The sequence below is a fragment of the Mycobacterium sp. NGS15 genome (assembly GCF_059813245.1).
Map to the genome: position 1 here is coordinate 250,608 of NZ_JCALEF010000005.1, position 14,766 is coordinate 265,373.

General features: G+C 65.3%; 13 protein-coding genes. 8 read left to right on the top strand and 5 right to left on the bottom strand.

Annotated features, from left to right (window positions below):
• Nucleotides 1–7 precede the first annotated feature (7 nt).
• Both AC5Y5C_RS15685 and AC5Y5C_RS15690 read left to right on the top strand, forming a co-directional pair.
• Entirely contained in the window at nucleotides 8–2,518 is a 2,511-nt protein-coding gene (locus tag AC5Y5C_RS15685; protein WP_499973743.1) for a DUF4118 domain-containing protein, read from the top strand.
• Nucleotides 2,515–3,189 carry a response regulator gene (locus tag AC5Y5C_RS15690; protein WP_499973745.1) on the top strand — a complete coding sequence of 225 codons (675 nt, stop codon included), beginning with the start codon at nucleotides 2,515–2,517 and terminating at the stop codon, nucleotides 3,187–3,189. Before AC5Y5C_RS15685 ends, AC5Y5C_RS15690 begins: the two co-directional genes overlap by 4 nt.
• Before the next feature lie 13 nt (nucleotides 3,190–3,202).
• Here the strand turns inward: AC5Y5C_RS15690 and AC5Y5C_RS15695 are convergent, their stop codons facing one another.
• On the bottom strand, nucleotides 3,203–3,649 hold the full coding sequence (locus AC5Y5C_RS15695) for a hypothetical protein (protein WP_499973747.1): 447 nt from the start codon (nucleotides 3,647–3,649) through the stop codon (nucleotides 3,203–3,205).
• Between AC5Y5C_RS15695 and AC5Y5C_RS15700 the strand changes: the two genes are divergently transcribed.
• The 3 genes from AC5Y5C_RS15700 to smc are packed head-to-tail and all read left to right on the top strand — an operon-like array spanning nucleotide 3,640 to nucleotide 7,967.
• Nucleotides 3,640–4,062 (top strand): OsmC family protein, encoded by a 423-nt coding sequence (locus tag AC5Y5C_RS15700; RefSeq protein ID WP_499973749.1) that lies wholly within the window; start codon nucleotides 3,640–3,642, stop codon nucleotides 4,060–4,062. The genes AC5Y5C_RS15695 and AC5Y5C_RS15700 overlap by 10 nt on opposite strands.
• 3 nt (nucleotides 4,063–4,065) lie before the next feature.
• Nucleotides 4,066–4,341, top strand: a complete 276-nt coding sequence (locus AC5Y5C_RS15705; protein ID WP_499973751.1) for an acylphosphatase — start codon at nucleotides 4,066–4,068, stop codon at nucleotides 4,339–4,341.
• Between the two features lie 26 nt (nucleotides 4,342–4,367).
• A complete protein-coding gene (gene smc / locus AC5Y5C_RS15710; protein ID WP_499973753.1) occupies nucleotides 4,368–7,967 on the top strand; it encodes a chromosome segregation protein SMC in 3,600 nt (1,199 codons plus the stop codon).
• Here smc and AC5Y5C_RS15715 read toward each other — a convergent pair.
• The 4 genes from AC5Y5C_RS15715 to fni all read right to left on the bottom strand — a co-directional run bounded on the left by AC5Y5C_RS15715 (nucleotide 7,935) and on the right by fni (nucleotide 11,405).
• Entirely contained in the window at nucleotides 7,935–8,771 is an 837-nt protein-coding gene (locus tag AC5Y5C_RS15715; protein ID WP_499973754.1) for a TIGR03620 family F420-dependent LLM class oxidoreductase, read from the bottom strand. The two genes, smc and AC5Y5C_RS15715, sit on opposite strands and share 33 nt — an antisense overlap.
• Nucleotides 8,772–8,951: 180 nt before the next feature.
• Nucleotides 8,952–9,800: a cytochrome c biogenesis CcdA family protein gene (locus AC5Y5C_RS15720; protein ID WP_499974595.1), complete on the bottom strand. Its 849-nt coding sequence runs from the start codon at nucleotides 9,798–9,800 to the stop codon at nucleotides 8,952–8,954.
• Complete coding sequence (locus AC5Y5C_RS15725) at nucleotides 9,797–10,378, bottom strand: protein disulfide oxidoreductase (RefSeq protein ID WP_499973756.1); 582 nt, start codon at nucleotides 10,376–10,378, stop codon at nucleotides 9,797–9,799. Before AC5Y5C_RS15725 ends, AC5Y5C_RS15720 begins: the two co-directional genes overlap by 4 nt.
• A gap of 58 nt (nucleotides 10,379–10,436) precedes the next feature.
• A complete protein-coding gene (gene fni, locus AC5Y5C_RS15730) occupies nucleotides 10,437–11,405 on the bottom strand; it encodes a type 2 isopentenyl-diphosphate Delta-isomerase (protein WP_499973759.1) in 969 nt (322 codons plus the stop codon).
• A gap of 22 nt (nucleotides 11,406–11,427) precedes the next feature.
• Between fni and ftsY the strand changes: the two genes are divergently transcribed.
• From ftsY to AC5Y5C_RS15745, 3 genes are all read left to right on the top strand, one after another.
• Entirely contained in the window at nucleotides 11,428–12,816 is a 1,389-nt protein-coding gene (gene ftsY / locus AC5Y5C_RS15735) for a signal recognition particle-docking protein FtsY (protein ID WP_499973762.1), read from the top strand.
• Nucleotides 12,817–12,984: 168 nt separating this feature from the next.
• Entirely contained in the window at nucleotides 12,985–14,373 is a 1,389-nt protein-coding gene (locus tag AC5Y5C_RS15740; RefSeq protein ID WP_499973765.1) for an ammonium transporter, read from the top strand.
• 16 nt (nucleotides 14,374–14,389) lie between these two features.
• Nucleotides 14,390–14,728: a P-II family nitrogen regulator gene (locus AC5Y5C_RS15745; protein WP_078287524.1), complete on the top strand. Its 339-nt coding sequence runs from the start codon at nucleotides 14,390–14,392 to the stop codon at nucleotides 14,726–14,728.
• The last annotated feature ends 38 nt before the right edge of the window (nucleotides 14,729–14,766 follow it).

Here is a 14,766-nt window from a genome sequence, read left to right on the forward strand (position 1 = left end):
AGAGACGGTGCCTGACGGTCTTCGCGCGCGCGGGACTTTACGGATCTATCTTGGGGCCGCACCCGGAGTAGGGAAGACCTACGCCATGCTCAACGAGGCTCACCGCCGGGCAGGACGGGGCACCGATGTGGTCGCGGCAACAGTGGAGACCCATGGCCGGTCCAAGACCGCCGAGCTGCTCGACGGTTTGGAGCTCATTCCGCCCAAGGAGACGACCTACCGCGGGACACTTATGCACGAGCTGGATGTCGACGCGGTACTGGCACGCAGGCCGGCGCTGGTACTCATCGACGAGATGGCGCACACCAACGCTCCAGGCAGCCGGAATCCGAAGCGGTGGCAGGATATCGACGAGATCCTCGATGCCGGGATCGACGTGCTGACCACCATCAATGTGCAACATCTGGAAAGCCTGAACGATGTCGTCGAGCAGATCACCGGGATCGTACAGCGCGAGACCGTGCCCGATGCAGTGGTGCGCCGTGCCGAGCAGGTTGAGCTCGTGGATATCACGCCGGAGGCATTGCGGCGCAGGATGGTTCACGGCAACGTCTATGCGCCTGAGAAGGTGGGCTCGGCACTGAGTAATTACTTTCGGACAGGCAACCTGACGGCTCTGCGCGAGCTGGCGCTGCTCTGGCTCGCGGACCAGGTGGATGCCGCACTCGCCAAATACCGGTCGGACAACAGGATCACCAAGACCTGGGAGGCGCGTGAGCGCGTCGTGGTCGCGGTCACCGGTGGGCCCGAATCGGAGACGCTGGTACGCCGGGCCAGTCGCATCGCCGCCAAATCCAGTGCCGAACTCCTGGTGGTGCATGTGGTGCGTGGCGACGGACTGGTCGGGGCGTCGACAGCCGTCATGGCACGGGTACGCCGGTTGGCCAACGATATTGGGGCTTCGGTGCAGGCTGTCACCGGAGACGATGTGCCGCAGACATTGCTCGACTTCGCTCGTGGTGTCAACGCCACCCAGCTGGTCATGGGCACCTCCCGACGCTCGCGGTGGGCCAGGATCTTCGACGAGGGTGTGGCCGCGGCTGTTATTCGCGACTCTGGCGCCATCGACGTACATATGGTGACGCATGGACAGACCCGGTCGGCGCCGCTGCGCAGCTGGTCGGTACCGGCGGAAGGGCGCAAGCGGCTTGTGGTCAACTGGCTCGCGGCGATCCTGGTGCCCGCGGCCACCGCATTGTTCATTCACTTCTTTGACGCCGCGCTCGGGTTAGGTAGCAAGAGCGCTCTGTTTCTCATTGCGGTGCTGGGTGTTTCACTGCTCGGTGGTGTATCGACCGCGCTGGTGTCCGCGGTCATCTCCGGCTTGCTGCTCAACTACCTGTTCGTCTCACCGCGGTACAGCTTCACCATCGGAGAAACCGATAACGCGCTGACCATCTTGATGATCATGGTGACTGCCGTCGCCGTCGCGGCCTTGGTCGATGCGGCCGCCACCCGAGCGCGGCAGGCACGCCGGGCGGCCCGGGAAGCGGAACTGTTGGCGCTCTTCGCCGGTGGCGTCCTGGTGAATTCGGACCTCTCGGCCCTACTGGAACGGGTGCGCACCACCTACAACCAGACGGCGGTGAGTCTGCTGTGCGCCGAGGGACCGGCCGTTGCGAGTGTGGGCGAGCAGCCACCCACGCGGGAGTCGGAGGCCGACTCGGTGTTCCGGGTGGACGATGGCGCGTACGCATTGGCGCTCAATGGGCCACCGGTGCCATCCACCGATGCGCGGGTGCTGCAGGTGGTCGCCGGAACCGCGGTGGGTCTGGTTCGTTCGGCACGCCTGGCCGAGGAGGCGTCGCAGGCCTCGGCTCTGGCCGAGGCCGACCGGTTACGTCGGGCGCTGTTGTCGGCGGTGAGCCATGACCTGCGTACACCGCTCGCTGCGGTCAAGGCCGCGGTGTCCAGCCTGCGCAGTCCCGATATCGAGTTCTCGCCCGAGGACACCGCCGAACTGCTTGCCACCGTGGAGGAATCGACCGATCAACTCACCGCTCTGGTGGGCAATCTGCTGGACTCGTCGCGGCTCGCAGCCGGGGTAGTCAAACCTCGTGCGGTGCCGGTGTACGTCGAGGAAATCGCGCACCGGGCGCTGTTGGGTACCACCGAGAACGACCGCAAGCGGGTGCACCTGGACTTGAACGGTGCGGTGGTTCGGGCAGATCCGGGCCTGTTGGAGCGCGTATTGGCCAACCTTGTCGACAATGCGCTGCGATACTCACAGGCAGACGTGCGGGTCGACTACGAGGAGGTAGAGGACCGCACGCTGGTGATCGTCGCCGACCACGGGAAGGGGCTGGAAGCGTCAAAACGCGGTGCGGCCTTCGATGCCTTCCAACGTCTCGGCGATCGTGATAACACAGTCGGTGTGGGGCTTGGTCTTTCGGTGGTAAGGGGTTTCGTGGAAGCAATGGAGGGCACGGTGAACGCGACCGACACGGCCGGCGGCGGTCTGACCATGATCGTCGATCTACCCAGTGCTGGTTTCTCCGCTGCCGGGGGGTTCCGGTGACGCGAGTACTGGTGGTGGATGACGAGCCGCAGATCCTGCGCGCCCTGCGGATCAACTTGTCGGCGCGCGGTTACGACGTGGTGACGGCCTCCTCAGGGGCGGGTGCCCTGCGCGCTGCCGCCGAGACTCAGCCCGAGGTGGTGATCTTGGACCTCGGGTTACCGGATATGGATGGCACCGAGGTGCTGGCCGGGTTGCGCGGCTGGACCGAGGTTCCGGTGATCGTGCTCTCGGCGCGCACCGATTCGGCAGACAAGGTCGAAGCACTCGATGCGGGTGCCGACGATTACGTGACCAAACCCTTTGGCATGGATGAGTTCCTGGCCCGGCTGCGGGCCGCGGTGCGCCGTGGCACACCGGACAGCGCCGAGCCGGTGGTCCATACCGAGACCTTCGACGTGGATCTTTCCTCGCACAAGGTGATTCGCGACGGCAGGGAGGTGCACCTGACGCCCACCGAATGGTCGATGCTGGCGGTGCTGGTACGCAACCGCGGGAAGCTGGTAGGTCAGAAGGAACTGCTACACGAGGTCTGGGGCCCCGCGTACAGTTCCGAAACTCATTATTTGCGTGTGTATCTGGCGCAGCTACGACGCAAGCTGGAGATCGATCCGGCTCATCCCAAGCATCTGCTCACCGAAGCCGGAATGGGATACCGCTTTCAGGAGTGACGCGGCGAGACGGCTAGAAGGGCGGACGCCCGAGGTCGATCTGCTGGACGTCCGGATCGCACCCGGGCCGGTAGTTGGGGACCAGCTTGCCGTAGCTTGCCTTGAATTGATCCGCGCCGATCTGCTCGACGGTTTCCGGCTTGGCGAGCAGCAGGTAGATGCCCATCGGTGTGATCCGCTTGGTGAAGCAGGTGTCCACGACCGTATAGGTCTGCCGCATCGCCGATGTCGGCACTATCTTGGGCTCACCGGGCGGGATGTACACCAGCTCCTCGATGCGGGGAGCCCAGGAACCAGACAACAACTGCGCCCGTACCTCGCTGTACGGACGCAGCAGAAGCGACTCTAGCGTCACCACGGGCTCTGCCGCAGCGTTTGGCGCCAAGAAAAATGAAGCACCGCTAATCGCCGCGGCCATCATGGCGGCGGCGATTACATAGCATTGCGGGCGTGACGTCATTATGGGTAGAGCGTACGGGCAATCGCCGCTACACGGGACACAGCTCGCGAGGTGCGCAGGTGCTGATCGGGTCGGAGACCGTCGACGGGGTATTCACTCCCGGAGAGCTCCTCAAGATCGCCCTCGCGGCCTGCAGCGGAATGTCCAGCGACCAGCCTCTCGCACGCCGCCTCGGCGAGGACTACCAGGTGCGGATCGACGTCAGCGGCCCCGCCGATCGAGAGCAAGAGCGTTACCCGGTACTCGACGAGAAGATGGTCATCGACCTGAGCGCACTGACGCCCGAGGAACGTGCGCGGGTGCTCACCGTCGTGGAACGCGCCGTCGACCAGGTGTGCACGGTCGGACGCACCTTGAAGGCCGGAGCCGAGGTGAACTTCGCGGTGGACGACCGCTCCGACGAAGACGGTTAGCAGATGTCGGACATCCGTTTATCCGCGTGGGTGCACGGCCACGTCCAGGGCGTCGGGTTCCGCTGGTGGGTGCGATCCCGTGCTCTTGAACTCGGCCTGACCGGATATGCCGCCAACACGCGCGACGGGCGGGTGCACGTCGTCGCGCAGGGGGGCAAGGCCGCGTGTGAACAGCTTCTTGCCAGGTTGAACAGCGGGGAAACGCCAGGTCGCGTAGATCTTGTGGTGGATAGCTGGCAGGAGTCCGGCGAGCCCATCTCCGGGTTTACCGAGCGTTAGCGCTAAGACCGGTATTCTGGCCCGCTGTGCACCTCAAGAGTCTGACGCTGAAGGGCTTCAAGTCCTTTGCTTCGCCGACGACTCTGCGCCTGGAACCGGGTATTACCTGTGTCGTGGGGCCCAACGGTTCGGGTAAGTCCAATGTCGTGGACGCCCTGTCCTGGGTGATGGGCGAACAGGGCGCCAAGGCCCTGCGCGGCGGCAAGATGGAAGACGTCATCTTCGCGGGTACGTCGACCCGCGCGCCGCTGGGGCGCGCCGAAGTCACTCTGACGATCGACAACTCCGACCACGCGCTGCCGATCGAATACTCCGAGGTCTCGATTACCCGTCGGATGTTCCGGGACGGCGCGGGCGAGTACGAGATCAACGGCCAAAGCTGCCGGTTGATGGACGTGCAGGAACTGCTGTCCGACTCGGGTATCGGGCGTGAAATGCACGTCATCGTCGGGCAGGGGCGCCTGTCGCAGATCCTGGAATCTCGACCGGAGGATCGCCGCGCCTTCATCGAAGAGGCGGCCGGTGTACTCAAGCACCGCAAGCGTAAGGAAAAGGCGGTCCGCAAGCTCGAGTCGATGGCGGCCAATCTGGCCCGGCTCACCGACCTCACCACCGAATTGCGCCGTCAGCTCAAACCCCTTGGCCGCCAAGCGGAAGTCGCGCGCCGTGCTGCCACGGTGCAGGCCGATCTGCGAGATTCGCGACTGCGTCTGGCTGCTGATGACCTGGTTGCTCGTCGGGCGGATTTCGACGGAACCAACGATGCCGAGACGACGCTGCGCAAGCAACACTCGGAGATCACCGAGAAGCTGGACGTGGCGACCGCGCTGCTGGCCGAGCATGAGACCGCACTGAACGAGCTGATGCCGCAGGCCGAGCTGGCCCAGCAGACCTGGTTCAGGCTCTCCGCGCTCGCCGAACGCGTCAGCGCCACGGTCCGGATCGCTGGTGAGCGGGCCAGCCACCTCGATGACGTGGTGGCCGCGCCGACGGGGCCGGATCCAGAAGAGCTTGAGGCACAGGCGGAGCGCGTCGCCGAGCAGGAGCGGTTGCTGATCGCCCAGTTGGAATCCGTGACCGAACAGCTGGCCTTGGCGAAGGCCGAGCTGTCCGCGAAGGAGGCCGCGGTCGCCCAGGCACAACGGCAGCATCTGGCTGCCGTCGCCGCCGAGGCGGATCGTCGCGAGGGCCTTGCCCGGCTCACCGGCCAGGTCGACACGATGCGCACCAGACTGGAATCGATTGACGGCCAGGCGCAGCGACTCACCGAGGCAATCGGGGAGGCGACACTGCGCGGCGAGGCCGCGCAGACCGAATTCGACACCGTCAAGGCGCGCGTGGCCGCGCTGGATCAGGGCGAGGTCGGGCTGGACGAACAGCACGAGCGCTCGGTCTCGGCGTTATCGATCGCCAATGAACGCGTCGCAGAATTGCTGTCGGCCGAACGCCAGGCAGAACGGCAGATCGCCTCGCTCAAGGCGCGTATCGATGCGCTGGCCATCGGTCTGGAACGCAAGGACGGATCGGCCTGGCTTACCCAGAATCGCAGTGGGGCTGGAATTTTCGGGTCGATCGCACAGCTGGTCAAGGTACGTCCCGGCTACCAGGGGGCCATCGCGACAGCGATGGGGCCGGCCGCCGATGCGGTGGCCGCGGAGAATCCCGCCGCGGCGCAGGCGGCTGTGGCCGCCCTGAAGGCCTCCGACGGCGGGCGCGCGGCGATCGTGTTCGGGGAGTGGCCCGCGCACACGCAGGTACGCCCCGCGGTCAGCCTGCCTCCCGGTGCGCACTGGGCGGCCGACTTGGTCGAGGCGCCCGAGCGGCTGGCCACGGCGGTGTCGGCGATGCTGGCCTCGGTGGTGGTGGTCGATGAGCTCGGCGCCGCGATCGAGGTAGTGCTGGCCAACCCGCTGCTGCGGGCCGTGACCATCGACGGGGACCGGGTAGGTGCCGGGTGGGTTGCCGGCGGATCCGATAAGAAGCAGAGCACCCTGGAGGTCCAGGCCGCCATCGAGGCTGCGGGAGAAGAGCTGCGGGCTACCGAGATTCAGGTGGGTGAGATCTCCGCCGCGTTGGCCGGCGCGCTCGACGAGCAGACCGTGCGTCAGGACAACGCCGAGCAGGCCTTGGCTGCCCTCAACGAATCCGACGCGGCCATCTCCGCGGTGTACGAGCAGCTGGGCCGTGTCGGGCAAGACGCCCGCCTTGCCGCTGACGAGGTGAGAAAACTTACCCTGCAACGCGATCAGCTCGAGCTCGGCCGCGCCAAGACCATGGAGGAGCTGGCCGAGGTCGAGTCCCGGTTGCGCAATGCCGAAGAGGCGCCCAACCTGTTTGACGACGAGCCCATTGATCGCGACGATATGGCCATCGAGCTGGAAGAGGCGCGTTCGATCGAGATCGAGGCGCGGCTGACGGTACGCACCTCCGAAGAGCGAGTGAATTCCGTTCGTGGTAAAGCTGATTCGTTGCGCCGCGCCGCGACGGCCGAACGCGAGGCGCGAGCACGCTCCGAACGGGCGGCGGCGGCCCGGATGCGGGCGGCCGCTGTCGCGGCCGCTGTGGCCGAGACAGGACGTCTGGTTGCCGCCCGTCTTGAACATGTGGTGGCCACCGCGTCCGCGCGCCGGGATCGGCTCAGTGCTACCCGCGCGCAGCACACATCGGCGCTCGGCGCCGTGCGTGACCAGGTCCGTGAGCTCAGTGCCGCCCAGGCTCGTCTCACCGATGCGCTCCACCGCGACGAGGTCGCCAAAGCCCAAGCGGCGCTGCGTATCGAGCAGCTTTCGGAACAGGTGCTCGAACAGTTCGGTATGGCCGCCGACGACTTGATCGCCGAGTACGGCCCGCATGTCGAGCTGCCGCCCACCCAGCAGGAGATGGACGAATACGAGCAGGCTCGTGAGCGTGGGGAGCAGGTGAGCGCCCCGCAGCCCATGCCGTTCGACCGGGAAACCCAGGAGCGCCGCGCCAAGCGTGCCGAGAAGGACCTGCGCGAGCTGGGCAAGGTGAATCCCCTTGCCCTGGAGGAGTTCGCGGCGCTGGAGGAGCGCTACAACTTCCTGTCCACACAACTAGAAGATGTCAAGGCCGCCCGCAAGGATCTGCTCGATGTGGTTGCCGACGTGGACGAGCGTATTTTGCAGGTGTTTACCGAGGCCTACGCGGATGTGGAGCGCGAGTTCAGGGGCGTGTTTTCATCGCTATTCCCTGGCGGCGAAGGCCGGTTGGTACTCACCGACCCCAATGACATGCTCACCACCGGTATCGAGGTGGAGGCGCGGCCGCCGGGCAAGAAGGTGAAGCGCTTGTCACTGCTCTCCGGCGGAGAGAAGTCGCTGACCGCGGTTGCGATGCTGGTGGCGATCTTCCGGGCGCGGCCCTCGCCCTTCTACGTCATGGACGAGGTGGAAGCCGCGCTCGACGATGTCAACCTGCAGCGCCTGATCGGTCTGTTCGAGCAGCTCAGGGAGAAGTCGCAGCTCATCGTCATTACCCACCAGAAGCCGACGATGGAGGTAGCCGACGCGCTCTACGGCGTCAGCATGCGTGATGACGGCATCACGCAGGTGGTCTCGCAGCGCATGCGTGGGCTAGAGACCCAGCTCGCGGGACAAGACACCTAGCGCCTCAGCGCGTTTGGCAGGATCGCCGAGCACCTGGATGGCCACCTGGGTGGCGCCGGCATCCCGATGCTCCTGCAGACGCGTCACGATCTGTTCCAGAGTACCGTAAGCGACAAGCGAATCCACCAGTTTGTCGCTGCCGGGCCTGGCCAGATCCTCCTTGCTGCCCGCGAATCGCTCCAGCATGGTTAGGTAGTTGGTCAGACCGAGATACATGTCCAGGGCCTGGCGGCCGATCGCCCGCGCCTCCTCGGCATCGGTGGTGAGTACCACCTTCTGCTCAGGGACGATGATCGCGCCCGCTCCCAGAAGCTCACGGGCCCAACGGGTATGCGACGGCGGTGTGAGATATGGGTGTGCGAGTGCCGAGCGTTCAGTGGCAAGCTTGAGCGATTTCTCCGCGAGCGCGGCCAGGCCCCGGCCCTCCCGGGGAACTCCGGCCTCGTCGAGCACGTCGAGATACTCGACCAGCCCGGAGTACGGCTTGTAGGGGGCGCCGCTGTCGATCTCGGGGTGGCCGGCACCGATACCGAGAATGAAACGGCCGGGGTGAGCGGCTTCGATGCGCTGCCACGATTGACCGGCTTCCCGCGCGGGCGCGGACCAGATGTTGACGATCGCGGTGACGATCCGGATGCGCTCGGTGGCACCAAGAAGCGGTTCAACCCATGGCAGATCAGCGGGGGGCGAACCACCCAGCCACGCGGTATCGAAACCAAGATCTTCGACGGCGCGCAAAAGATCTGCGTCCACCGTCGCGTAGTGAGTGAAGAACCCGTACGGGGCGAACTCCGGTGTGGTCACCTCACGGCGAACGCACTCACCCGCCGCTGATATTCCCCGGGGCTACTTGTCGGAACCGCAGGTGCAGTTGGATCCACACTGACAGTCGGTGCAGGTGCAGTTCGGGTTGTCGCAACTCCCTGCCTTCTCGGGTGCGACGGTCTCATTGCTAGTCATGCATATGATGCTACGCCCGACGGGCTAATTCCTCGGCGGTTCCGAAACGTTGGTGCGCCACCAAATGGCCGCGCCAACCGCCGCCAAGCCGAGAACGAACAACCATGGCCAGGCACCGTGCAGGTACACCCAGCCGGAGATCGCTCGCTGAATCTTTCCGGCCGCGTTGACGATCGGGTCATCCGGGTTGCCATTGGCGTGGAACAACCTGACCTCGTAGCTGCCGTAGTAGCCCACGTAGGCGCCAACCACAAGGAGGATGGCGCCGCTGATCCGGTTCAAGTAGGGCAGGGCACGGCGCATGGCGTTGAGCAGCACCGTACTGGCCAGTGCGGTGGACACGGCCAGCGTGCCCACCACGAGGGTGATACCGGAGGCGTATGCCAGGTAGACCATGACACCGTCGAACAGGGAGCCACTCTCGAAGGTGGTACTGGTCACCGCAAGGAAGGGGCCGATAGTGCAGGACAGCGAGGCGACCGCGTATCCCACGCCATAGCCGAACATCGAGCCCAGCCGGGTGGTGGGAGCGTTCGCATCGAGCACCTTGGGCATGAGTGCGATGATGTCGCGGCCCGCCAGCAGCCACAGTCCGAGAATCACCAGGCCGATTCCGAAAACCACTGTCACAAAAGGCAAATAACGCTGCACCACGGACGCCACCGACACCGTCAACAACCCGAAGACGGTAAAGACCGCGACGAACCCGGCTGCCATGACCACGGTGGCAATGACGGCGCGGCCAAGCGCCCGCGACTTCCCGATCTCGGCACCGGATCCGCGCACCACGAGTGCGAGGTAGACCGGGAGCAAGGCGAAACCGCACGGGTTGAGTGCCGCGATCAGCCCGGCTGCGAAGGCCAGAGATGTCAGGTGAGTGCCTTCACCCGGTCGCTGAGCTCCTGCTCGGACATCGATGACGTCGGATTGTTCACAAAGTCCGAGGTGCCGTTGGAATTGATGAACAAGTACGCCGGTTGCCAGGGCACTCCGAACTGCCGCCACAACGAACCGTCGGCATCATTGAGGTTCGTGAAGTGGAGGTTATAGCGCGAGATGAATCCCTCCATATCTCCCACGGAACCGCGGCCGGAGATGCCGACGAAGGTGACGCGCGGATTAGCCGCGGATACCGCACTCACATGCGGTCCCTCGCCGTTGCAGAACGGGCAATACGCGGCCCAGAACCACAACACAACCGGCTTGCCCTTGAGGCTGGCCCCGTTGAAGGGTGCGCCCGAGACGGTGGTACCGGTGAAATCGAGTAGGGAATCGGCGCGCGCGGTGGGCGCTCGGACGATGCCGGCCGATATCAACAACACAGCGACGGCGACCGTAAGAGTCCTCGTCAGTGCCCGAATCCGCTGGGCTTGAACCTTCTGGGCCCGAACCTTTTGGGCTTGAACCTCCTGGGCCCGAAACTTATTACGTCCCCCGAATTGGATATTCATGCCAAGAACCTCCTGGGACGAGAAGTGACTCCCGCAGTGTATGACGGGTTTCCTCCGTTTAGCGGGGACTTGAACGGGGACGCAGTGAAATTCGCCGGAGACCCGCGATCGTGTTGACGTCCGCGCAGTGCATGGCGATGCGTAGCTCGTCGAGGAACTGTTCGAGCCAGGCGATCACCGCCTGCGGTGATTGCACCGCGGGCGCCAGGAGGGGCAGGGCGACGGACACAACGCTCGCTCCCAGCGCGATCGCCTTGGCGGCGTCCATGCCGGTGCGTATGCCGCCCGAGCCGATCAGGGGTAGATGCGGCAGCTCGGCATGCACCTCGACGAGTGCCTCAGCGGTCGGGATGCCCCATTCGGCGAGTTCAGGTGAGGTAATGGTGCCGAACCGGACGAACTGCTCGACCCGCGCCCATGATGTGCCGCCCGCACCCGCGACGTCGATGGCTGCCAGTCGGCATCCGCCGAGGCGGCGCGCTGCGGCCCCGCTGATCCCGTGACCGACCTCCTTGAGTAGCACGGGGAAATGGACAGCATGGGTCAGCTCTGCGAGCCGGTACACCTGACCGGCGAAATCGGTATCGCCATCGGGCTGCACGGCCTCCTGCAGCGGATTGGTGTGCACTGCCAGCGCATCCGCCCCGACCCGCTGCACCAGGTCGTTGAGTTGCGTGGCGGCGGCGATGTTGCCGAGCTGCGCCAGCCCGATGTTGCCGATGAGCAGGATGTCGGGTGCCACCTCTCGCACCGCGAAGGTGCCGGCGCTCTCGGGGTCGACCAGCATCACCCGTTGAGAACCGAGCATCATCCCGATACCCAGCTCTTGGGCGGCGGCCGCGAGGTTGCGATTGATGGTTGCCGAAAGTTTCGCGCCGCCCGTCATGGCGCCGATGAGGACGGGAGCGGCTAATCGCTTGCCCAGAAACTCGGTGGACAGGTCAACCCGGGCGAGGTTGGAGTTCGGCAACGCCATATAAGGCAGGTCGAGTCGTTCCAGGCCGGTGGTTCGAGTGACGTACTGCACTGGATCGCTCAGGCAGGCGTCAATGTGGCGCTTCTTGCGTTCCTGTAACAATGCCCTGGTGCCTCTTGAAGTGTGGATCGCCGTAGCGATCGTCGCCGTCGTGGTTGTTGCCGCATTGGTTTTCGGACTGGTGCGTTACCGCTCCCGTCGTATCAGCCTGACACGTTCCGACAAAAACACCGGGATCACCCAGGGCGCCACACCGGCCGACCGTTCCGGCGGGTACACCGCCGGCTCCACCATCACCTTCAGCGAGGGCGGTGCGCAAGCAACCCCGGTGCCCAGCGTGGGCGATGACGCCGAAGTACCGCGGGACGCGCCCCGGCGCACCATTTCCAATGTCGAGCTGCCCGAACCGGCCCCGGAACCCGAGCCTGTCGCGGCACCCGAACCTGAACCCGAACCTGAACCTGAACCCGAAGCCGCCCCCGAGCCGGTACCCGACGTGCCTGAACCGGAATCGGAACCCGCACCGGTACTCGACGAGATCGCGCCGGTGGCGGGACGCCTCGATCGGTTGCGGGGACGGCTGGCCAGCTCGCAGAACGCTGTGGGCCGCGGTCTGCTCGGGCTGCTGGGCGCCGGAGACCTCGACGAGGAATCGTGGGAGGAGGTCGAGGACACCCTGCTGATTGCCGACCTCGGCACCGCAGTCACCACCTCGATCGTGGACCGGCTGCGCAGCGAGATGGCGGCACGCAGCGTGCGCACCGAGCCGCAGGCACGCGCACTGCTGCGCGAGGTGCTTATCGACGAGTTGCAGCCCGACCTCGACCGGTCGATCAAGGCGTTGCCACACAATGACAAACCGTCGGTGCTGCTCATCGTCGGGGTGAACGGAACGGGTAAGACCACCACCGTCGGCAAGCTGGCCCGCGTGCTGGTTGCCGACGGACGCCGGGTGGTGCTCGGGGCCGCCGACACCTTCCGGGCCGCAGCGGCCGATCAGCTGCAGGCCTGGGGGCAGCGCGTGGGTGCTCAGGTGGTGCGCGGCGCTGAGGGGGCCGATCCCGCATCGGTCGCGTTCGATGCTGTCGACGCCGGGATCCGGGAGGGCGCCGATGTCGTGGTGGTCGATACCGCCGGACGACTGCACACGAAGACCGGCCTCATGGATGAGCTCGGCAAGATCAAACGTGTCGTAGAACGCCGCGCCGAAGTCGACGAGGTGCTGCTGGTTCTCGATTCCACGATCGGGCAGAACGGTTTGGCGCAGGCGCGTGTGTTCGCTGACGTGGTGGACATCACTGGCGTGGTGCTCACCAAACTTGACGGAACAGCCAAGGGTGGCATTGTTTTTCACGTACAACGTGAACTCGGCGTGCCGGTGAAGCTAGTCGGCCTCGGAGAGGGGCCCGACGATCTCGCTCCGTTCGAGCCGCCGGCCTTCGTCGACGCCCTGTTGGGATAGCTCGCCGGTCATCCCTGGTCGCTTCGCGCGCCTCGGGACGCGCAAGATTCCCCAGCCCGCCAAACCGGTAACAGGCGCGAAACACACGCGCGCCCTCTTGGAAACATCCGCTGCGCACTCTGCATGGGCAGAGTTCAAGCTTCAAGATCCCCGAGAGGAATGCCGCTAGTGGATGGTTTCCCAACAATGGGTGTCCCGAATACCGGGGATACCGCGTGGATGCTGGCCAGCGCCGCGCTGGTGTTATTGATGACACCCGGCCTGGCCTTCTTCTACGGCGGCATGGTCCGCGCGAAGAACGTGCTCAACATGATCATGATGAGCATCAGTGCGATGGGCCTGGTGACCGTGCTCTGGGTGCTCTACGGCTACTCGATGGCGTTCGGGAACGACGTCTCGGGCCTATTCGGCAACCCGACGCAATTCTTCGGGCTGAAGGGTCTCATCGGCGGCAATGGGGCGGACGCGGTGGCGGCCGACCCGGCCAATGCCGTTGATGCGGTCGCCGCCGTCCATATCCCACTGGTGGGCACCCTCCCGGCCACGGTGTTCGTGGCTTTCCAGCTCATGTTCGCGATTATCACCGTTGCCCTCATCTCCGGAGCGGTGGCCGACCGGTTGAAGTTCGGCTCCTGGCTGCTGTTCGCGGGTCTGTGGGTGACCCTCGTGTACTTCCCGGTCGCGCATTGGGTTTTCGCATTCGATGGCGCGGCCGCCGAGAAGGGCGGCTGGATTGCCAACCAGCTCAAGGCAATCGACTTCGCCGGTGGTACTGCCGTGCATATCAATGCGGGTACCGCCGGTCTGGTGCTGGCGCTGATCCTCGGCAAGCGCAAGGGCTGGCCCGGTACGCCGATGCGCCCGCACAATCTGCCGTTCGTCATGCTGGGCGCCGGTCTGCTGTGGTTCGGCTGGTACGGGTTCAACGCCGGCTCGGCAACCAGTTCCAACGGTTTGGCAGGGTCGACGTTTGTGACCACCACTGTGGCCACCGCCGCTGCAATGCTCGGCTGGCTACTTACCGAGCGCATTCGTGACGGACACGCCACTTCGCTGGGTGCCGCCTCGGGAATCGTGGCGGGCCTGGTGGCCATTACGCCGTCCTGCTCGTCGGTGAATGTAGTTGGCGCCCTTGCTATTGGGGTCATCGCGGGCATTCTCTGCGCGCTCGCCGTTGGGCTGAAGTACAAGCTGGGATTCGATGACTCGCTGGACGTTGTCGGTGTGCACCTTGTCGGCGGTATCGTCGGCACCCTGCTCATCGGTTTGTTCGCCGCACCCGAGACCGGCGCGGCTGTGGCCGGTCTGTTCTATGGCGGCGGACTGGAACAGCTGTGGCGCCAAGCCGTTGGCGCCGGGGCGGTTCTGCTCTATTCGGCAATTGGCACCGCTATCGTTGCTGTCATCGTGAAGTACACCATTGGCCTGCGCATCAGCGACGAGGGAGAGGCGGCAGGCGCCGACGAATCCCAACACGCTGAAGGTGCATACGACTTTGTCGCGCTGGGAAGTGGTTCGGTCATCGGCCGCCACAGCAGCTCAGGCAACTCGGACTAGGGAGAAAGAGGAAGACATGAAGCTGGTCACCGCGATCGTCAAACCGTTCACGCTGGAAGATGTCAAGACTGGTCTGGAGCAGGCCGGCATCCTCGGCATGACGGTCAGCGAGGTGCAGGGCTACGGCCGGCAGAAGGGCCACACCGAGGTGTATCGCGGCGCCGAATACTCGGTCGACTTCGTGCCGAAGGTTCGCGTCGAGGTCGTGGTGGACGACAGCGCCGTCGACAAGGTGGTCGAGGTCATCGTGACCGCCGCACGCACCGGCAAGATCGGCGACGGCAAGGTATGGGTGAGCCCCGTTGACTCGGTGGTGCGGGTGCGCACCGGCGAGCGGGGGACCGACGCTCTGTAGGGCTTGGGCCCTCTGACCGCTCGAAACGATAAACGGAA